We start from the raw sequence: 20,009 nt of genomic DNA, 5'->3' as shown, positions 1-20,009 counted from the left end.
AGGCCACCAACACATCGACATCGCTGCCACTTCCCGCCGTATTACGGGCGGTGGAGCCGAACAGGGCAAGCCGGATCACGCCGAACCGGGCCTGCAACTCAGGCTTGCTGCGGCTTAGCAGGTCAAGGGCACGCCGTCTGTCCATCGCTCAGCCTCCAAAGGCGGATTCATCTTCTGGGCTTTCGCGCACCTGAAACCACTGGGCGCACGAGCGCCATTCAAAACTACCCGGCAATATATTAAACCGGCAATTAAACAAGTATGATTATTTTCAATTTCAAACGAATAAAATCAATAGCTTGAGATTTCAACTCAAAGACTTTTGATTGCCGGGTTAATAACATCTGCTATCTGGGGGAAGAGCGCTGGCGCCAGGAGGGGCTGGAGCAAGGCCTGGAGCAAGGGCTGGAGCAAGGGCTGGAGCAAGGGCTGGAACAAGGGCTGGAACAAGGGCTGGAACAAGGGCGTGAGCAAGGTACCCGTCGCATGCTCGCCCGGCAGATCGTCAAGAAGTACGGTGCGATCCCCACATGGGCGCAGACCCGGCTCGAACAGGCCGGCCCTGAGCAACTGGAAACCTGGGCTGATGCCATCCTGGAGGCGGAGACACTGGAGGCTTTGCTGAGCGAGGCGCCCAGACACTGAGTTCCATCACATGAAGCCCTCTGAAGCCTTGAACTCGAATCGTGCCGCGATCCGGCATGTGGTCGAGTCTCACCGCGCCTGCAATGCTCGGGGGATTGGATCTGTCCTGCGCGGCCAAGACACGGATGGCAGCGACCTGGACATCCTGATCGATCCGACGCCTGAAACGACGCTGCTCGACATCGGCGCAATCCGCCACGAACTCGGCAAGCTGCTCGGTGTTCCTGTGGACGTTTTGACCAGAACATGTTGGAAAGGGCGCGAGGGGATGGGCACATTTTGGGCACACAGCAGCACTCCCATGTGACCAGGCAACAAAAAAGCCGCCCAGGATATCCTGTAAGCGGCTGTTTTTGTTCTCTATTTTATGGCGCGCCCGACTGGATTCGAACCAGTGACCCCTGCCTTCGGAGGGCAGTACTCTATCCAGCTGAGCTACGGGCGCGTGAAAAAGGATGTTAGCACGTTTCAGGGCGAATGTGCGCGGGGAAACGTCGCCTGCCGATGCGGGAAATTTCGACTGCGGCAAGGTGGCGCAGGATAGCCTAAACCGGTCCGGGTTCCAAGGGGGTGGCCTGAGGAAGGGGGGATCCGCGTTGGATCCCCCCTGGTGCAAAATCACTGGGCGGCGGGAACCACGTCGATGGCGAAGACCGTCGTTGTGCCGCTGACCTCGTTGCCCACCAGCAACAGCGCCCGACCCTGGGCATCAGGGCTATCGGCGGCCGGGATGAAATGCAGGCCTTCGGCACCCAGATCGGTGGTGGTCAGGGCCTCCGGCGTATTGGGCAGACTGAAGTCCCGGTTGTTGATGTATTGCACAAAGACGGTCTGCTCCGGCTCGGTGATGTCGTAGACCATCACGCCGCCCACGCGTTCCAACCCGACAAAGGCATAGACCCGACCATCCACCTCGCCAATGGCGATCCCTTCCGGCTCCGGCCCCTTGTCGTCGGAACGGGTGTCGAAGCTGTTGTTTTCGCTGTTGTTGGCATTGAAATCGTCGGGATACAGCGCCGCGGTGGTTTCCTCCATCTGCGATCCGGTGTCGTACACCTTGACCAGTCCCGTCTCGGTGACCCGGAAGATGGACATGGACCGCGCACCGAAGGCGTAGAGGGTGTCATAGACGCAATCCTGACGCACGTCGGTTGCCTTGCTGGACGGATCGCAGTCGTTGCTCACTCCCAGCGTGGAGGTCACCCGCAGGCGTCCCAGCTGTTCATTTTGCTGCAGCTCCGCCGCGTCGGGAAAAGCCGCCGGGTCGAGCTGCAGCTGACCCACCCTGAACTCCTCGGTCCAGCCGCCGTAGTCCCGGGCATCCCCTTCGTTGGCGGTCAGGATGTAGGCTTGACCCCCGGTCTCGTAGAGACGGATGGTATCCGACTGATAGACCCCAAGGACGGGCCAGTGAAGGATATGGATGCCGCCGTCACGGTCGCTGGCATCAAAACCGTTACCGGCCCATTCACCGCTTTCCGACCAGTCCTTGAAGCCCAGAGGCAGGATGGCCGTCACCGTGGCCGTGGCAATGTCCACCACGGCAATGGCATTGTTCTCCTGCAGAGACACGTAGGCGGTGCTTGAATCGGCAGAGACTTCCACCCACTCCGGCTCGAAGTCCTGGGCAGCGGTGGCGCCGGGGCCGAAGATCCTCACGCCGGCGGCGCGCAGTTCGTCCTCCCGGCCATTCCAGGCCCTGAAATCCACCGTACGAACGGTAGCCAGATCCGCACCGTCACCAAGATCGATGATGGACACGGACCCTTCGGGGTCGATCGTATAGTCGTCGTTGGGCTCACCCTCGTTGGCCACCAGCACATAACGGCCGTCGGGAGAAAAGGTCAATGCATCCGGCAGGGCGCCTGCTTCCACTACGTTCAGCCGATTGCCATCGGCGTCAAAAAGGGCGACCGAGCCGTTATCGGTACGCACATTGGCTTCCACAGCCACGGCGACAATGCCGTCTTTTACCGCCACACTGTTGGCGTCGGCGCCGATATCCGAGACGTCGATGGCAAACAGCCGGGCCGGATTGGCCGGATCGTTCATGTCCAGCACGTCCACCTGGCCACTGGCGGCATTGATCACGAAGGCACGGCGGCTTTGCGGATCATAGGTCACGATCTCGGCTGCACTGCGGGCATATTCTCCGCTTTGATACTGGCCGAGCACCGACAACTCTACCGTGCCATGACCCGACTGATCATCTGCGCTGTTGGAAGATGAGTCACAACCGGACATCAGCATGGTAGAGCCCATGATCGTTGCCAGGGCAGAGGCTAACAGGGCGCGTTGCATGGTCGGTATCTCCTCGAAAAATGAGGAGTGTCTTTTCCCACCGTTAAAGACTGATCAAGGAAGCATGAAAATCGAATGACAGGCGTGGATATGCCCAGGAATATGCACAGCATGGGAAATACCTGATGCAGCGACATGGAACCCATCAGCCATGCTCAGGCATGGCCGGCAATAAAAATAAAAGCATTTAAAATCAAATAATTAAAAATTTGATCATTTCATGACCAATTCAGCAGCCCCCTGTTCTCATGCGCCCTCGACCCGGTTTCCGACATGCTCTCCACAGACTTATCCACAGCATTTGTGGATAGTCGGCATTTTCCCTCTGATGCCGAGCATTTAGCCGCTTCGCGGGAGAATCCCCATGAGCTACCGCCGGTCAGTGGGATATCGGCACGCACGGCTTCCGATCCGGGCTGGAAATTGAGATAGTTCCCGGGTGCGAAAATACCCGTCCAAACCCCGTCGCCGGCCCCTGTGGGGGCGCCTGCTGCGCTGGCTCCTGGCGAGCCTGGTGGCGCTGGTGCTGCTCAGCGCCCTGATCGTGGGCAGCCTGCGGTGGGTGGACCCTCCTACCACCGCCTTCATGCTGCAACACCAGTGGTCCTCCCGCCCCGCCATCGGCACCATCCCGGTCAACCACGAGTGGGTGCCCCGGCAGCAGATTTCCGCCCAGGCGGCCCTGGCCGTGATCGCTGCAGAGGATCAGCGTTTTCTGGATCACCGGGGATTCGATTTTCGTTCCATCCGTGCCGCCATTGACGAATACCGGGACGGGGGACGTCTGCGCGGTGCCAGCACCCTGTCCCAGCAGGTGGCCAAGAACGTATTCCTGTGGCCCGAGCGCAGCCTGACCCGCAAGGTGACCGAGGCCTACCTGACCGTTCTGATCGAGGCCCTCTGGCCCAAGGAACGCATCCTGGAGGTGTATCTGAACGTGGCCCAGTTCGGACCCAATGTCTACGGGGTGGGGGCGGCCAGCCGGATCTACTTCGATAAACCGGCGGCGGAACTCACGACCAGGGAAGCGGCACTGCTGGCGGCAGTACTGCCCGGACCGGTGCGATACCGGGTGGCCGCCCCCTCGGACTATGTCCGTGCCCGGCAGGCCTGGATAGAACGCCAGATGGGCTACCTGGGCGGCACCGGCTTTCTGCAGGGGGTTTGGGACACTGCGCCCTGATCCGAAGCGGTCTTACCCGGCGGCCCGATGACCGCCGCCGCCGCCGTCCGTGGGCGGTGTCCAGACATTGCGAAAAGGCTGGTGTACATGGGCCGGGATCTCACGGGAGAAGCGCAGTTGCACCCCGTGGGCGGTCCGGACGCCGCTGATGCGCCCTTGGGTGAGACGATACATCCGCGCCACCTCATCGCAGCCACGCAGGAAACCGGGTGGCGAGGTCCCCCGCAAGGTCCGCGCCCTGCCCTTCTCCAGCGTGATGACGAAGGCGGTACGGGCATGCCACAGCAGCAGTACCAAGCCCAACAACAGGATCAACAGCATCACGGCAAGGGTCAACAGCATCGTTTTCTCGTTCGGTCGTATTGGCTCAACATCATCAGAGTGGCAGCTCCATCTGCGTGCCCCCGTCGGCCGACGCATCCTCGTCACCGAAACTCAGTCCCGACACACGCACTCCCAGCAAGCGAAGCCGCTGCTCCAGGGGCACCCGGCGCAGGCATTCCCCTGCTGTCCGGCGGATATCCATCGCCTCGGACACCGGACGTGCCAGGGTAATATCACGGGTAAGGGTGCGGAAGTCCTCGTAGCGAAGCTTGATACCCACCGTGCGGCCCCGGCAGCCCTTGCGGGCCAGATCCTGGGACACCCGCACACACAGGGCTGTGAAGATCTCCGATAGTTCGGCCCGATCCTGACGGGGATGCAGATCCCGCTCGAAGGTGGTTTCCCTGCTGACCGAACGGGGCACCGAAACGGTTTCCACCGGCCGATCATCAATGCCCCGAGCCGCCTGATGCAACCAGGCCCCGTAGGTGGGTCCGAACTGCTCCCGCAGCAGGCCGGGGCCGCAGGCAGCCAGATCTCCCACTGTCATGACACCCAAGGCTTCCAGCCGGACCGAGGCCTTGGGACCGATGCCGTTGACCTTGCCCACCGGCAGAGGCCAGATCCGCGCCGGGATATCGTTCATAGCCAGCAGGGTGAGGCCATCCGGCTTGTCCAACTCGGAACACAGCTTGGCCAGAAGCTTGTTGGGGGCGATGCCGATGGAGCAGGACAGGCCCGTGGCATCACGAACGGCCTGCTTGAGCCGCTGCCCCAAGGGCCCGGATGCGCCGGGGACATGGGTCAGGTCGATGTAGATCTCATCAATGCCCCGGTCTTCGATGCAGGGGGCGATGGCGGCCACCGCGGTCTTGAAGCGCCGGGAATAGTCCCGGTAGGCCTCGAAGTCCGGCGGCAGCAGGATGGCCTCCGGGGCCTTCCGGGCCGCCTTCATGAGTCCCATGCCCGAGGAGACGCCCAGGGCGCGGGCCTCGTAAGTGGCCGTGGTAACCACCCCGCGTCCGGCATACTCTCCCAGCCGGGCGGCGGCGGCCTGTCCGGGCTCCCCCAAGGCGCGGCGGCGACCTCCGATCACCACCGCCTGACCGCGCAACTCCGGATGACGCAGCAGTTCCACGGAGGCATAGAAAGCATCCATGTCCAAGTGGGCGATGCGGCGCGGAGCAGTCATGGAGGCTGAAGATAGCCGATAACCCCCCGGAACGTCTGCACCCGGCCGGCGTCGCTGTTCGCCGGCAGGCCGGCTTGGAGGGCGGAGAACTACTCGGCCGTCGCCGCGGCGATAGCCTGGGCCACTGCTGTGAGGGCATCTTCACCGTCCCGGGTAGTGACGCCGTCCAACCAGCCTTCCAGGACATCAGGATTTTCCTGCAACCAGGCGCGGGCCGCCACCTTGGGGTCCACGTCCCGATTCATGATCTGGTCCATGAGATGGTTTTCCATCTCCAGGGTAAAGGAGAGCTGAGTCAGCAGACGTCCCACGTTCGGACACTGGGCCGTGTAGCCGGTACGCACATTGGTGTGCACCGTGGCGGCACCGAAGTCCGGGCCGAAATATTCATCTCCGCCCTCCAGGTAGGCGATGTCGAACCGGGTATTCATGGGATGGGGCTCCCAGGCCAGGAATACGATCCATTCCTCGCGGGCGGTCTTGTGACGCACCTCACCCAACATGCCGGCCTCACTGGACTCCATGAGACGAAAACGCCCCAGATCGAAGGCATCGTCATCCATCATTTGCTGAATGATCTGATTACCGTCATTGCCGGATTCGATGCCGTAGATGCGCCCGCCGAACCGGCGCCGGTGCTCCGCCAGATCACTGAAATGGGTCACGCCGGCATCATGCACATACCGGGGTACCGCCAGGGTGTACTTGGCCCCTTGCAGATTGGTGGCAATGGTCTCCACCGTACCCCGCTCCAGATAGGGCTGGATGATGCTGGCCATGCTGGGCATCCAGTTACCCAGGAAGACATCAAAGTCATGGTTCTCCAACCCCGCATAGGCGATGGGGACGGACACCGTGAGGCTGCGGGTGTCATAGCCCATGCCTTCCAGAACTACCTGGGCAGTCGCCGTGGTGGCGGTGATGTCGGTCCAGCCTACCTCTGCGAACCGCACCTGTGCGCATTCAGCGGGTTCGGCAGCCTGGGCAATACCGGTCAGGGTCATGGCGGATACGGTGATTGCGCTCAGCAAACGATGCATGTTGACTCTTCTCCTCATTCGCCCCGGAACGGGCGTGACATTTTGGATGTTCTGAGTAAGTCATTCCCGCCTTCGCGGGAATGACGGCGGTTCGCGAGTGTGACTGTAGGTCACGGGAGTGACGGCGGCTCGCGAGTGTGACGGAAGTTCATGGGAGCATTGGAGGTTCGCGAGAGTGATGACAAGGAACTGGTTCAGTGTTGCCTTTTCAGAGTGCCCAGTCTCTGCTGACAAATCAACCCTGATTGAACGATCAATCAAACTATAATTGAACGATCATTCAATCTGATTTAGAGTGAAATATACGCGCCTACTGGAGCCCATAATGCAATCATCCCTCATGGCGGCCGGACGACGCCGACAACTGATCAGCGCCACACTCACGGCAATTCACCAGTACGGCATGGCGGATGCCACCATTGCACGTATCGCACGCCTGGCGGGGGTATCCACCGGCATCATCAGCCATTATTTCGGGGACAAGGCGGGGCTGATGGAGGCGACCATGCGCCATCTGCTTCAACAGTTGGGGGAGGCGGTGGCAGAACGGCGCCGACAGATTCCTGCGGAGGATGTTGCCGGCCATGTGAATGCCATCATCGACGGTAATTTCGACTCCAGCCAGACCAATGTGGCCGCCATGCGGGCCTGGCTGGAGTTCTGGGCCGCCAGCATGCATCAGCCCTCCCTGCGCCGCCTGCAGCGGGTTAACGAACGGCGCCTGTATGCCAACCTGTGCCACCAGTTCCGCAAGGTCATGCCGGCGGATCAGGCCCGGGATGCCGCCCGGTCCGTGGCCGCCCTCATCGACGGTCTCTGGCTGCGGGGCGCCCTGACACCGGCAGGCATCGATATCGAAGCCTGCCGGCGACTGGCCAGGGACAATGCCCGGGCCTGGCTGGGGCAGCACGTACCCCAGGATTTCCGGACGTAAGCAAACCCTTCCCATCCGCAGAGCACCGGGAGAACCCATGCCCCACACCCAGCCCGCCTTTGAAATAATCCAGGGCAGTTACGTCCATGGACAACGTATCCAGGTCCAGGAGGGCCCCTGTTTCGATACCATCAACCCGGCCACCGGGCAGACCGTCGCCCGTATTCAGGCGGCGGATCAGGCCTTGGTGGACGAGGCCGTGCGCTCGGCGGCGCTGGGCCAGAAAGCCTGGGCCGCCATGCCCCCGATGGCCCGCAGTCGCATCCTGCGCCGGGCGGCGGATCTGCTGCGCGACCGCAACGAGGCCCTGGCCACCCTGGAGACCCAGGACACCGGCAAGCCCATCAGCGAGACTGCCAGCGTAGACATCCAGACCGGCGCCGACGCCCTGGAATATTTCGCCGGACTGGCCATGGGGCTGGAAGGGGAACAAATCCCCCAGGGCGAGCAGGCCTTCATCTACACCCGCCGGGAACCCCTGGGGGTATGCGCCGGCATCGGCGCCTGGAACTACCCCCTGCAGATCGCCTGCTGGAAGGCGGCCCCGGCCCTGGCCGGCGGCAACGCCATGGTCTTCAAACCCAGCGAACTCACCCCATTGAGCGCCCTGGCGCTGGCGGACATCTTCACCGAGGCGGGTCTACCGCCGGGTGTCTTCAACGTGGTGCAGGGAGACGCGGAAGTGGGTCGGGCCCTGACCCATCACCCCGATATCGCCAAGGTCTCCTTCACCGGAGAGGTGGAAACCGGCAAAGCGGTGATGGCCGATGCCGCCCGTAGCAGCCTCAAGCAGGTCACCATGGAACTGGGGGGCAAGTCGCCGCTGATCATCTTTGCCGACGCGGATCTGGAGCAGGCCCTGAACGCGGCCCTGATGGCCAACTTCTACAGCAGCGGCCAGATCTGCACCAACGGTACCCGGGTCTTCGTGGAGGCCTCCATCCGTCAGGTCTTCCAGAGCCGCCTGCTGGAACGCATCCGGCACATCCGCGCCGGGGACCCGCTGAACCCGGCCACCACCCTGGGACCGGTCATCAGCGAGGCCCACTGCGAGCAGGTCATGGGCCGCATCCGACAGGCCCGGGAAGACGGCCTGCACTGCCTGATCGGCGGGGAACGACTGCGCCCCGACGACGCCCCGGAGGGGGCTTTCGTGGCACCCACCGTGTTCGCCGACTGCCCGGATGACCACCCCCTGGTGCGCCGGGAGATCTTCGGCCCGGTGATGGTGTTGCAGTCCTTTGAGGATGAAGCGGCCGTCATCCGGCGGGCCAACGACACCCGCTACGGCCTGGCCGCAGGCGTATTCAGCCGGGATCTGGCCCGGGCCCACCGGGTGATCCACCAACTCCAGGCAGGTATCTGCTGGATCAATACCTACAACCTGTCACCGGTGGAGATGCCGGTGGGCGGCTACAAACTGTCGGGTATCGGACGAGAAAACGGGCGCGCCGCCCTGGAGCACTACACCCAGCGCAAGTCGGTGTACGTGGAACTCGGCACGGTGGACAGCGTGTTCTAACCCGGAGGGAGACCCACCCCTCATCTGAATCCGGAGCCCCCATGCAGGACATGACCTACGACTACATCATCATCGGTGCCGGTTCCGCCGGCGCCGTACTGGCCTCCCGGCTGACCGAAGACCCGGACACCCGGGTGCTGCTGCTGGAGGCCGGCGGACGGGACTGGCGGGCGGACTTTCGCACCCAGATGCCGGCCGCCCTGGCCTATCCCCTGCAGGGCCGTCGCTACAACTGGGGCTTTCAGACCGAACCGGAACCCCACATGAACGGGCGACGCATGGACTGTGGCCGCGGCAAGGGCCTGGGCGGATCGTCCCTCATCAACGGCATGTGCTATATCCGCGGCAATGCCCTGGACTATGACCACTGGGCCGCAGACTTCAGCCTGCCGGGTTGGGACTATGCCCATTGCCTGCCCTACTTCAAGAAGGCGGAAAACCGGGACATCGGCGCCGACGCCTATCACGGCGACCAGGGTCCCCTGCAGGTGACCACGCCCCGGACGGACAACAACCCGCTCTATCAGGCCTTCATTCAGGCGGCCCAGGAGGCCGGTCATCCCCACACACCGGACGTGAACGGCTATCAGCAAGAAGGCTTTGGCCCCATGGACCGGACCACCACCCCCCGCGGGCGCCGTTCCAGCACCGCACGAGGCTACCTGGACCTGGCCCGCCCACGGCCCAATCTGCGCATCCTGACCCATGCCCTCACCGAGCAGGTACTCATCGAAGGGCATTCCGTCCAAGGGGTCAGCTTCATCCACCGGGGTCGGCGCCGACATGCCTATGCCCAGCGGGAAGTGGTTCTCTGCGCCGGCGCCATCCTCTCCCCGGCGGTGCTCAAACGCTCGGGGATCGGTCCGGCCGCCGAGTTGGAGACCCTGGACATCCCGGTGGTCCATGACCTGCCGGGCGTGGGCGAGAACCTGCAGGATCACCTGGAGATCTACATCCAGTATCAGTGTCGCCGCCCCGTCTCCCTCTACCCGGCCTTGAAATGGTGGAACCAGCCCTGGATCGGCGCCCAGTGGCTGTTTTCGGGCCGTGGCATCGGCGCCAGCAACCACTTCGAGGCCGCCGGCTTCATCCGCAGCGATCCGGCCTTCCAGTGGCCTAATCTCCAGTACCACTTCCTGCCCATCGCCATCAATTACAACGGCACCCAGGCGGTGGAGGCCCACGGCTTCCAGGCCCATGTAGGCTCCATGCGCTCTCCCAGCCGGGGCTGGATCCGCCTGGCCGGCAAGGATCCGCGCCTGGCCCCACGCATCCGCTTCAACTACATGAGCCACCCCCAGGACTGGCGGGAATTCCGGGATGCCATCCGTCTCACTCGGGAGATCATGGCCCAGCCGGCCCTGTCGCCGTACCTGGGGCGGGAGCTGTCCCCCGGCAGTGACGTCCGTTCGGAGGCGGCGCTGGATGCCTTCGTGCGCGAGCACGGCGAAACCGCCTACCACCCGGCGGGCTCCTGCGCCATGGGGACGCCGGCGAACCCCATGGCGGTGGTGGACGGCGAAGGGCGGGTGCTCGGAGTGGAGGGTCTGCGGGTGGTGGATGCCTCCATCATGCCCCGCATCATCACCGGCAACCTCAACGCCCCCACCATCATGATGGCGGAGAAGATCGCCGACCGGATGCGGGGACGGGCGCCGTTGCCGCCGGAACACATGCCCCGAAGGGAAGGCTAGTAGAGGTCGCTCAGGGCCAGCCCGAAACCCAGGGTGTTCTGGCGCCAGTTGTAGTCGATCATGCTCTCCCCATAACCGCTGAAGACCTGGGCATAGGCCCGCAGCGGCCCCAGTACCGGCGGAGTCATCCAGGTGGCCTGCACGGCACCCTTGCCAGTGCTGGGGCGGCCTCTGAGCATCAGGGTGTAGCTGTGGCCGTCTCGCCGCCAGAAAGCGGTCAGGTCACCGTAGCCCAGATAGTCGGTGATGTCCGGGTTATCGTCCCGGTTGCCGCTTTCCTGGACTCGGTGCCAAAGCCGGGCACTGAGGACCAGGTCATCCCGCTCCACGGCCACCTCGGCAAAGAGCCGGTCCCAGCTGCGGGACAGGGGCTCGGCCCGGCCGTTGGACTGATGGTTGTAGCCCACATTGAGCAAGCGCCAGTGGAAGCCTCCCAGGGACAGGTCCGGTCGGTAGCTCAGGATCAGCTCCGGCATGTAGTTGGTTTCACGAAAAGGTCGTGACACCCCGTCCCGGTCGTTATAGACCTGCCACTGACTCTGCTGGGTATAGGCGCCCCACAGGCCCCAGCGGCGGTCTTCCGAGGCCCAGAGCCGGGTCTTGAAGCTGAACTGGAACTTGGCCTCCACCGAATCCAGTTCCACCCGGTCGGCATCAGTCAGTTCCATCAGGGGCGAAAAGGGCTGTTCGTTGGGGCGGTCGGTGTAACGGGCCGGCAGCAGGTAGCTGGGGCGGTGGGAGGCAATCACGTAGCGACTGCTGTCAGGGGCAAAACCCCAAGCGGTATCGATGTGGGAGGCCGGCCGGCGGACTCGGGCGAGATCTCGCGCTGCCTCGCCGCCAGGCAGTGCCAGGATTCTGGATGGCGGCGGCGACACACCGTCCCCGTCTGCAACGGGCTGTTCGGCCAACCGGTCGTAGCAGGCCAGGCGGGTGAGATCGTCGGTGATGCCGGTACAGGACTGAAGGGCCTCGGCCAGCGGAGTCGCCAACGCCGTAACCGGCAGGAGCAGGAGAGGCAGAACACGTGCGAGGGGACGAGGGCTGGGTATACGCATGTAAGGATCCAGGGATACGGACACCCTGCGCTCCCGTGAGGAGAGAAAGGGTGAAGAGGAACGGTGTACCGGTTACCGGCACTTTAGCAGAACCGCTCTCCCCTCACCCCAACCCCTCTCCCGCAAGGGGAGAGGGGCTTGTCGGTTGGGATGTTCTGAGCAAATCATTCCCGCGCAAGCGGGAATCCAGTCACGACCTGGACATCCGTCACTCCCGCGAAGGCGCGAGTGGCAGCAGGGGACTTGTTCAGTGTTGCCTTTACTGCACCTTGGGCGCCAGCTCGCCGGACTTATAGCGCTTGACCATGGCTTCCAGGCTCAAGGGCTTGATCTTGGAGGCCATACCGGCACAGCCGAAGGCCTCGTAGCGGGCCTTGCAGATGTCCTTCATGGCGGCGGTGGAGACCTTGAGGAACTTGCGGGGATCGAATTCCTTGGGGTTTTCCGCCAGGAACTTGCGGACGGCGCCGGTAGAGGCCATGCGCAGGTCGGTGTCGATGTTCACCTTGCGCACACCGTGCTTGATGCCTTCCTGGATCTCTTCCACCGGCACACCGTAGGTCTCGCCCATGTCACCACCGTACTCATTGATGATCTTGAGCCAGTCCTGGGGCACGGAAGAAGAGCCGTGCATCACCAGGTGGGTGTTGGGGATGCGGGCGTGGATCTCCTTGATGCGCTTGATGGCCAGGATGTCGCCGGTGGGCGGGCGGGTGAACTTGTAGGCGCCGTGGCTGGTGCCGATGGCGATGGCCAGGGCATCCACGCCGGTCTTCTTGACGAAGTCGGCGGCCTCGTCCGGGTCGGTGAGCAGCTGGTCATGGGACAACTGGCCTTCGGCGCCGGAACCGTCTTCCTCGCCGGCCATGCCGGTCTCCAGGGAACCCAGGCAGCCCAGTTCCCCTTCCACGGACACGCCCAGCCAGTGGGCCATCTCGGTCACCTGGCGGGTCACTTCCACGTTGTACTCATAGGTGGAAGGCGTCTTCATGTCGGGCATCAAGGAGCCGTCCATCATCACCGAGGTGAAACCGGACTGGATGGAGGCCAGGCACACCGCCGGTTCGCCGCCGTGGTCCTGGTGCAGCACGATGGGGATGTGGGGATACTGTTCCGCGGCGGCGATGATCAGGTGACGCAGGAAGGGCTCACCGGCATATTTGCGGGCACCGGCGGAGGCCTGGATGATCACCGGGGCATCCACCTCGTCGGCGGCCTGCATGACCGCATGTACCTGTTCCATGTTGTTGGCGTTGAAAGCGGGCATGCCGTAACCATGCTCGGCGGCATGATCCAGCAGCTGTCTCAGAGAAATCAGGGCCATGAAGGACCTCCTGTGGGTTGTGGTCTTCGAATCGTTTTACGGTTCGGTATCGTTGTCGTTATGGGTTCGGGAATCAAGGGCGCCTAGGGCTCAAAGTCCTGCAAGGCGCCCACCTGGACGACCTTCATGGCATTGGTACCACCCATGACGCCGGTGAGATCGCCCTTGGTGATGATGACCAGATCCCCGTCCCTGACAATACCGGCTTCCTGCAGCATGGCCACGACCTGACGGTTGTTGGCCGCATGACTGGTGTTGTCGCTCTCGAACAATACCGGATAGACCCCCCGGTACAGGGCCATCTTGCGACAGGTGCTTTCGTGGCGGGTCATGCCGAAAATGGGGATGCCGGAGCTGATGCGGGACATCCACTGGGCGGTGGAACCGGATTCCGTCATGGCGGCGATGGCACGTACATCCAGGTGATTGGCGGTGTACATGGTGGCCATGGCAATGGCCTCGTCCACCCGGTCGAAGTAGCTGTCCATGCGATGGGTGGATACCCGGGCACTGCGCTGGCGCTCCGCCGCCTCGCAGATCCGCCCCATGGCCTCCACCGCCTTGTGGGGATAATTGCCGGTGGCCGTCTCGCCCGAGAGCATGACCGCGTCGGTGCCATCCAGTACCGCGTTGGCCACGTCAAATACCTCGGCCCGGGTGGGGATGGGGTTCTGGATCATGGACTCCATCATCTGGGTGGCGGTGATCACCACCCGATTGCGGACGCGGGCCTGGTGAATCAGGCGCTTCTGCACTCCCGGCAGTTCCGCATCCCCGATCTCCACCCCCAGATCCCCGCGGGCGATCATGATCACGTCGGTGGCGGTAAGGATCTCGTCAATGGCGTCCACCGCCTCGGCCCGCTCGATCTTGGCGCAGAGGGCACCCTGCCCACCGGCCTCCCGCAGCAACTCCCGGGCGCGGTTGACGTCGGCGGCGCTGCGGGGGAAGGAGATGGCCAGGAAATCCACGGCCAGCTCGGCGGCCAGACGGATGTCCGCACGGTCCTTGTCGGTGATGGCGGGTGCTGACAGACCGCCTCCCTGACGGTTGATGCCCTTGTTGTTGGACAGGGTGCCGCCCACGGCCACGCGGGTATGGATCCGAGGACCCTCCACCCGCTCCACCGTCAGCACCAGACGACCGTCATCCAGCAGCAGGTTGTCACCGGGATTGACGTCGCCGGGCAGTTCCTTGTAGGTGATGCCCACCTGTTCCCGAGTGCCGGCATTGGGGTCCAGGGCGGCGTCCAGGGTGAAGGCATCGCCCTCCTTGAGGTCCACACTGCCCGAGGCAAAACGGGCGGTGCGGATCTTCGGACCTTGCAGATCCCCCAGCACGGCGATGATGCGGGAGGCTTCCCGGGCGGTTTCCCGCAGCAGAGCCACCCGCTTGCGGTGATCGTCCGGATCGCCGTGAGAGAAGTTGATGCGCACCACATCCACGCCGGCCTTCACCAGCGCGCGCATGGCGGACGGGCTGTCCGTGGCCGGTCCCAGGGTTGCTACGATCTTGGTTCTACGCATATCGGGCCTTGTCCTTGCTCGGTGATGTACCGGAGGTGGTGAGTGGCAACCGCTCAGCCCTTGGCCCGTGCCTCCAGCATGGCCACGGCGGGCAAGGTCTTGCCTTCCAGGAACTCCAGGAAGGCACCGCCGCCGGTGGAGATGTAGGAAATGCGGTCCGCCAGGCCGTACTTGTCGATGGCCGCCAGGGTGTCACCGCCGCCGGCGATGGAAAAGGCATCACTGGCGGCGATGGCCTCGCCCATGGCCTGGGTGCCGGCGGCAAACTGGTCGAACTCGAACACACCCACAGGGCCGTTCCAGACGATGGTGCCGGCCTTCTTCAGCAGTTCGGCGTAACCGGCGGCGGTGTCCGGCCCGACGTCGAAGATCATGTCGTCATCGGCCACATCCGCGACACTGCGGGTCGCGGCCGGGGTGGATTCGGAGAATGCCTTGCCCACGGTGACATCGGTGGGCACGGGGATGTCGCCGCCCTTGGCCCGGGCCGCTTCCATCAGACGCTTTGCCTCCGGAATCAGGTCGTTTTCGCACAGGGACTTGCCCACCCCGTGACCCTGGGCGGCAATGAAGGTGTTGGCGATGCCGCCGCCGACGATGAGCTGATCCACCACCGTGGACAGGGATTCGAGCACGGTCAGCTTGGTGGAGACCTTGGAGCCGCCGACGATGGCCACCAAGGGACGCTTCGGATTGTCCAGGGCCTTGCCCAGGGCCTCAAGCTCCGCCGCCAGCAGGGGGCCGGCGCAGGCCACGGGGGCGAACTTGCCGGCACCGTGGGTGGAGGCCTGGGCCCGGTGGGCGGTGCCGAAGGCGTCCATCACGTAGATGTCGCAGAGGGCGGCGTATTGCTTCGACAGGGCTTCGTCATCCTTCTTCTCACCCTGGTTGAAACGGACGTTTTCCAGCAGCACCACCTCACCCTCGGCCACGTCCACGCCGTCCAGGTAGTCGCGCACCAGACGCACGTCCTTGCCCAGCAGACCGGAGAGATGGGCGGCCACCGGTGCCAGGGAGTCGGCCTCGCTGAACACGCCTTCCTCCGGGCGGCCCAGATGGGACATGAGCATGACCCGGGCACCGGCCTTCATGGCGTGCTCGATAGTGGGCAGGCTGGCGCGGATGCGGGCATCCGAGGTCACCTTGCCGTCCTTCACGGGGACGTTAAGGTCCTCGCGGATCAGCACCCGCTTACCCTTCAGGTCCAGATCGGTCATCTTGATGACGGACATGCGCAACTCCTTGGATGGTTTTCGGATCGTTGTTCTGGGGTCTTGCAAAGTGTTCGGGCAAACCGGGGCTTGCCGGAACGCTCTGGGCGGGTTGTTTTCTCTCCCCTCTTCCCCGGCCCTTCTCCCCAAGGGGAGAAGGGAACAGACGCCCCTCTCCCCAAGGGGAGAGGGGGTGGGGTGAGGGCCGGCCGTTTACTGGCCGCCCACGTGCCGCGCCAGGCGCAGCATGTTGCAGGTATAGCCGTACTCGTTGTCGTACCAGGCCACCACCTTAACGAAGGTCTCATCCAGCTGGATGCCGGCTTCGGCGTCGAAGATGGACGGCAAATTCACGCCGCGGAAGTCCGTGGCCACCACTTTCTCGTCGGTGTAGCCCAGCACGCCCTGCAGGTCACCGCTGGTGGCGGCGGACTTCATGGTCTGGCAGATGGTTTCATAGGAGGCCCCCTTCTCCAGTTCCACGGTCAGGTCCACCACGGAGACGTCGGAGGTAGGCACACGGAAGGCCATGCCGGTGAGCTTGCCGTTCAGGGCGGGCAGCACCTTGCCCACGGCCTTGGCGGCACCGGTGGAGGACGGGATGATGTTCTCCAGGATGCCGCGACCGCCGCGCCAGTCTTTCTGGGAGGGGCCGTCCACGGTCTTCTGGGTGGCGGTGGCGGCATGCACGGTACTCATCAGGCCACGCTTGATGCCGAAATTGTCGTTGAGCACCTTGGCCACCGGCGCCAGGGCGTTGGTGGTGCAGGAGGCGGCGGAGATGATGGCCTGACCGGCGTATTCCTTGTGGTTCACGCCGTACACGAACATGGGGGTGGCATCTTTGGACGGGGCGCTCTGGATAACCTTCCTGGCACCGGCCTCAATGTGCTTCCGGCAGGTCTCTTCGGTAAGGAAGAAGCCGGTGGATTCGATCACCAGCTCGGCGCCGGCCTCATTCCACTTGAGGTTGGCGGGATCGCGCTCGGCGGTCAAGCGGATCTTCTTGCCGTTGACCACCATGTGGTCGCCTTCCACGGAGACTTCACCGTCGAAGCGACCATGGACGGAGTCATAGCGCAGCATGTAGGCCAGGTATTCCGGGTCCAGCAGATCGTTGATGGCCACCACTTCCAACTCCGGGAATTCCTTGGAAATGGCCCGGAAGGCCATGCGGCCGATGCGGCCGAAACCGTTGATACCGACTTTGATTGTCATCGTTTGTTTTCTCCAGCTTGCTTTGAAAAATTCAGTGCTCCGGGGCCGGGCTCCTGCCCGGCCTGCCGGCAAATGGCCAGGGGCTCAGGCTTAGCCCAGCACGGTTTCCACCGTACTGACCACGTTGTCCGCCGTGAAGCCGAAATGCTTCATCAGCTCGCCGCCGGGGGCGGATTCGCCGAAGCGGTCCATGCCCACCACACGACCATCCAGGCCCACATACTTGAGCCAGCCGGCGGTCACGCCGGCCTCCACGGCCACGCGGGCACGCACGGCGCCGGGCAGCACGGACTCCCGGTAAGCGGCATCCTGGGCATCGAAGACTTCCTGGCAGGGCATGGACACCACCCGGACCCGCTTGCCCTTGGCTTCCAGCAACCTGGCCGCCTCCATGGCGATGCCCACTTCCGAGCCGGTGGCCAGGATGATGGCTTCCGGCCGGCCGCCGGCATCATGCAGGACATAACCGCCCCGGGCGATGTCGGCCAACTGGGCCTGTGTACGGACTTGATGAGGCAGGTTCTGGCGGGACAGGCTCAGCAGGCTGGGACCGTCGGTACGATCAATACCCGCCTTCCAGGCCATCGCGGTTTCCACCGCGTCGCAGGGACGCCAGACATGCATGTTGGGAATCAGTCGCAGGCTGGTGACCTGCTCCACCGGCTGGTGGGTGGGGCCGTCTTCGCCCAGGCCGATGGAGTCATGGGTCATCACGTAGATGACCCGCTGCTTCATCAGGGCGGACATGCGCAGGCCATTGCGGGCGTAGTCACTGAAGATCAGGAAGGTGCCGCCGTAAGGTATGAAGCCGCCGTGCAGGGCGATGCCGTTCATGATGGCGGCCATGCCGAATTCGCGCACCCCGTAGAACAGGTAGTTGCCGTCGCCGTCTTCCTTACTGATGCCCTTGGCCCCCTTCCACAGGGTCAGGTTGGAACCGGCCAGATCGGCGGAGCCGCCCAGCAGCTCCGGCAGGGCCGGGGCATAGCCGCCGATGGCGTTCTGGGAGGCCTTGCGGCTGGCGATGGTCTCGGCCTTGGTCACGGTCTCCTGGATGAAGGCCTGGGCCTTCTGTTCCCAGTCGGCGGGCAGTTCGCCGCTCATGCGGCGGGTGAATTCGGCGGCCAGTTCCGGGTGGGCCTCGGCATATTCGGCAAAGCGGGACTGCCAGGCGCTTTCGGCCCGGGCGCCCTTGTCACGGGCATTCCAGCCGGCCCGGATCTCGTCCGGGATCACGAACGGCTCGTGGGGCCAGCCGATGGTCTCGCGCACCAGCGCGATCTCGTCCTGACCCAAGGGGGCGCCGTGGCACTCCTCCTTGCCCTGCTTGTTGGGAGAGCCGAAACCGATGATGGTCTTGCAGCAGATCAGGGTGGGACGATCCTTCACCGCCCGGGCCTGTTCGATGGCCTGCTTCACCGCCTCGGCATCGTGGCCGTCCACACCCGACACCACATGCCAGCCGTAGGCCTCGAAACGCTTTGGGGTGTCGTCGGTGAACCAGCCTTCCACCTCGCCATCAATGGAAATGCCGTTGTCATCGTAGAAGGCCACCAGCTTGCCCAGACCCAGGGTGCCGGCCAGAGAGCAGGCCTCGTGGGAGATGCCTTCCATCAGGCAGCCGTCACCCAGGAAGGCATAGGTGTGATGATCCACCACTTCATGGCCGGGACGGTTGAAGTGGGCCGCCAGGGCCTTTTCGGCAATCGCCATGCCTACGGCGTTGGTGATGCCCTGCCCCAGCGGCCCGGTGGTGGTCTCGACACCGGGGGTGTAGCCGTATTCCGGATGGCCGGGAGTACGGGAATGGAACTGCCGGAACCGCTTGAGTTCGTCGATGGGCAGGTCGTAGCCACTCAGATGCAGGAGGGAATACACCAGCATGGAACCATGGCCGTTGGACATCACGAAACGATCCCGGTCCGCCCACCGAGGGTTGGCCGGATTGTGCTTGAGGTAATCGTTCCAGAGCACTTCGGCGATGTCTGCCATGCCCATGGGCGCACCGGGATGACCGGAATTGGCCTTCTGGACCGCGTCCATGGAAAGCGCACGAATAGCGTTGGCTAGCTCTTTGCGGGAAGGCATGCAGATCTCCTGACAAGGGTGGAAATAGTGGTCTTCATGGTCTACCGCGCCGACACCGTTGAGCGGTGTTCTGGTTGTTCGGATACGGGAAAGACGCGGCACACCTCAAACTGGTCACTGAAAAAGGTCTTTAGGGACAGAAAGTTAGCCCAAACCCCCGGCATATCACCCGGCAATGAATACCACATGGAATATGCATTGACCACAGCGTTATCGGCCTGCATTTTCCCTGACAGGGGGGCTTGTCGCAAGCCCGAGCGAAGCATGGGGCCTTTTGCTGCACCGCCCCATAAGACATTCAGATACAACGATAAATTACATGATGAAGACCGCAATATGTAGATAATGGGAATTCTCGGACCGGCTTGGCGCGCCATAATCGGGCCTTTCAGGTTAAAATCCGCCGCGGATTACAAACATCATCAATCCGTGGGTGAGCCGCCAGGCGGGCACCCGAGAGCCGGAGTAGCTGAACAATATGAACGATTCCCATCTGTTTACTTCCGAATCCGTGTCCGAGGGTCATCCGGACAAGATGGCTGACCAGATTTCCGATGCCATCGTGGACGCCATCCTGGCGGAAGACCCCCATGCCCGCATCGCCTGTGAAACCCTGGTGAAGACCGGCATGGTGGTACTGGCCGGCGAGATCACCACCCCCGTGCACGTGGACTACGAGGCCCTGGTGCGCGGCGTGGTCAACGACATCGGCTACGACAACTGCGACTCCGGCTTTGACGGCCACACCT

Annotated in this window: 18 protein-coding genes and 1 tRNA gene; 7 read left to right on the top strand and 12 right to left on the bottom strand. The window is 63.5% G+C overall.

Going from position 1 to position 20,009, the window contains the following annotated elements; all coding sequences use genetic code 11:
- Window positions 1-145, bottom strand: a 145-nt coding sequence (locus LQ952_RS12335) for a nucleotidyltransferase family protein (RefSeq protein WP_238622939.1), incomplete at its 3' end; no start/stop codon positions are given.
- 197 nt (window positions 146-342) lie between these two features.
- Between LQ952_RS12335 and LQ952_RS16005 the strand changes: the two genes are divergently transcribed.
- Together LQ952_RS16005 and LQ952_RS12325 are read left to right on the top strand one after the other, a co-directional pair.
- Window positions 343-645, top strand: a complete 303-nt coding sequence (locus LQ952_RS16005; protein ID WP_347402081.1) for a DUF4351 domain-containing protein — start codon at window positions 343-345, stop codon at window positions 643-645.
- A gap of 10 nt (window positions 646-655) precedes the next feature.
- Window positions 656-952 (top strand): nucleotidyltransferase family protein, encoded by a 297-nt coding sequence (locus LQ952_RS12325; protein WP_238622937.1) that lies wholly within the window; start codon window positions 656-658, stop codon window positions 950-952.
- Between the two features lie 61 nt (window positions 953-1,013).
- Here LQ952_RS12325 and LQ952_RS12320 read toward each other — a convergent pair.
- Window positions 1,014-1,090, bottom strand: a tRNA-Arg gene (locus tag LQ952_RS12320).
- 173 nt (window positions 1,091-1,263) lie between these two features.
- Entirely contained in the window at window positions 1,264-2,946 is a 1,683-nt protein-coding gene (locus LQ952_RS12315) for a choice-of-anchor I family protein (RefSeq protein ID WP_238622936.1), read from the bottom strand.
- A 439-nt stretch (window positions 2,947-3,385) separates the two neighbouring features.
- On the opposite strand from LQ952_RS12315, the gene mtgA reads away from it, so the two are divergent.
- Complete coding sequence (mtgA, locus tag LQ952_RS12310) at window positions 3,386-4,129, top strand: monofunctional biosynthetic peptidoglycan transglycosylase (protein ID WP_238622935.1); 744 nt, start codon at window positions 3,386-3,388, stop codon at window positions 4,127-4,129.
- Between the two features lie 12 nt (window positions 4,130-4,141).
- Here mtgA and LQ952_RS12305 read toward each other — a convergent pair whose 3' ends face one another.
- From LQ952_RS12305 to LQ952_RS12295, 3 genes are all read right to left on the bottom strand, one after another.
- Entirely contained in the window at window positions 4,142-4,471 is a 330-nt protein-coding gene (locus LQ952_RS12305; RefSeq protein ID WP_238622934.1) for a DUF3634 family protein, read from the bottom strand.
- Window positions 4,472-4,505: 34 nt separating this feature from the next.
- Window positions 4,506-5,645 carry a DNA polymerase IV gene (gene dinB, locus LQ952_RS12300; RefSeq protein ID WP_238622933.1) on the bottom strand — a complete coding sequence of 380 codons (1,140 nt, stop codon included), beginning with the start codon at window positions 5,643-5,645 and terminating at the stop codon, window positions 4,506-4,508.
- Window positions 5,646-5,734: 89 nt separating this feature from the next.
- Window positions 5,735-6,685 (bottom strand): choline ABC transporter substrate-binding protein, encoded by a 951-nt coding sequence (locus tag LQ952_RS12295; protein WP_238622932.1) that lies wholly within the window; start codon window positions 6,683-6,685, stop codon window positions 5,735-5,737.
- 325 nt (window positions 6,686-7,010) lie between these two features.
- Here LQ952_RS12295 and betI point away from each other — a divergent pair, with 325 nt between their 5' ends.
- Genes betI through betA form a run of 3 tightly spaced genes read left to right on the top strand, consistent with a single transcriptional unit; the run spans window position 7,011 to window position 10,835 of the window.
- The gene (gene betI / locus LQ952_RS12290; RefSeq protein ID WP_238622931.1) at window positions 7,011-7,619 is read left to right on the top strand and encodes a transcriptional regulator BetI; all 609 of its coding nucleotides are present in this window, start codon (window positions 7,011-7,013) and stop codon (window positions 7,617-7,619) included.
- A 37-nt stretch (window positions 7,620-7,656) separates the two neighbouring features.
- Window positions 7,657-9,141 carry a betaine-aldehyde dehydrogenase gene (gene betB, locus LQ952_RS12285; RefSeq protein ID WP_238622930.1) on the top strand — a complete coding sequence of 495 codons (1,485 nt, stop codon included), beginning with the start codon at window positions 7,657-7,659 and terminating at the stop codon, window positions 9,139-9,141.
- 41 nt (window positions 9,142-9,182) lie between these two features.
- Window positions 9,183-10,835, top strand: coding sequence for a choline dehydrogenase (betA, locus tag LQ952_RS12280; RefSeq protein WP_238622929.1), 1,653 nt, complete (start codon window positions 9,183-9,185; stop codon window positions 10,833-10,835).
- Here betA and LQ952_RS12275 read toward each other — a convergent pair.
- The 6 genes from LQ952_RS12275 to tkt form a co-directional block, all read right to left on the bottom strand.
- The gene (locus LQ952_RS12275) at window positions 10,832-11,893 is read right to left on the bottom strand and encodes a phospholipase A (RefSeq protein WP_238622928.1); all 1,062 of its coding nucleotides are present in this window, start codon (window positions 11,891-11,893) and stop codon (window positions 10,832-10,834) included. The two genes, betA and LQ952_RS12275, sit on opposite strands and share 4 nt — an antisense overlap.
- 259 nt (window positions 11,894-12,152) lie before the next feature.
- Window positions 12,153-13,217, bottom strand: a complete 1,065-nt coding sequence (gene fba / locus LQ952_RS12270; RefSeq protein ID WP_238622927.1) for a class II fructose-bisphosphate aldolase — start codon at window positions 13,215-13,217, stop codon at window positions 12,153-12,155.
- An 83-nt stretch (window positions 13,218-13,300) separates the two neighbouring features.
- Window positions 13,301-14,743, bottom strand: coding sequence for a pyruvate kinase (gene pyk, locus LQ952_RS12265; protein WP_238622926.1), 1,443 nt, complete (start codon window positions 14,741-14,743; stop codon window positions 13,301-13,303).
- Window positions 14,744-14,796: 53 nt separating this feature from the next.
- Window positions 14,797-15,975 (bottom strand): phosphoglycerate kinase, encoded by a 1,179-nt coding sequence (locus LQ952_RS12260; protein WP_238622925.1) that lies wholly within the window; start codon window positions 15,973-15,975, stop codon window positions 14,797-14,799.
- 192 nt (window positions 15,976-16,167) lie between these two features.
- On the bottom strand, window positions 16,168-17,172 hold the full coding sequence (gene gap, locus LQ952_RS12255; RefSeq protein ID WP_238622924.1) for a type I glyceraldehyde-3-phosphate dehydrogenase: 1,005 nt from the start codon (window positions 17,170-17,172) through the stop codon (window positions 16,168-16,170).
- Between the two features lie 90 nt (window positions 17,173-17,262).
- Complete coding sequence (gene tkt / locus LQ952_RS12250; protein ID WP_238622923.1) at window positions 17,263-19,260, bottom strand: transketolase; 1,998 nt, start codon at window positions 19,258-19,260, stop codon at window positions 17,263-17,265.
- Between the two features lie 478 nt (window positions 19,261-19,738).
- Here tkt and LQ952_RS12245 point away from each other — a divergent pair.
- Window positions 19,739-20,009 (top strand): S-adenosylmethionine synthetase N-terminal domain-containing protein (locus LQ952_RS12245; protein ID WP_238622922.1); only part of this gene is annotated, 271 nt, incomplete at its 3' end.

The sequence above is a fragment of the Ectothiorhodospira lacustris genome (assembly GCF_022227785.1).
GTDB classification, from domain to species: domain Bacteria; phylum Pseudomonadota; class Gammaproteobacteria; order Ectothiorhodospirales; family Ectothiorhodospiraceae; genus Ectothiorhodospira; species Ectothiorhodospira lacustris.
This window is presented reverse-complemented; position numbering and strand designations above follow the sequence as displayed.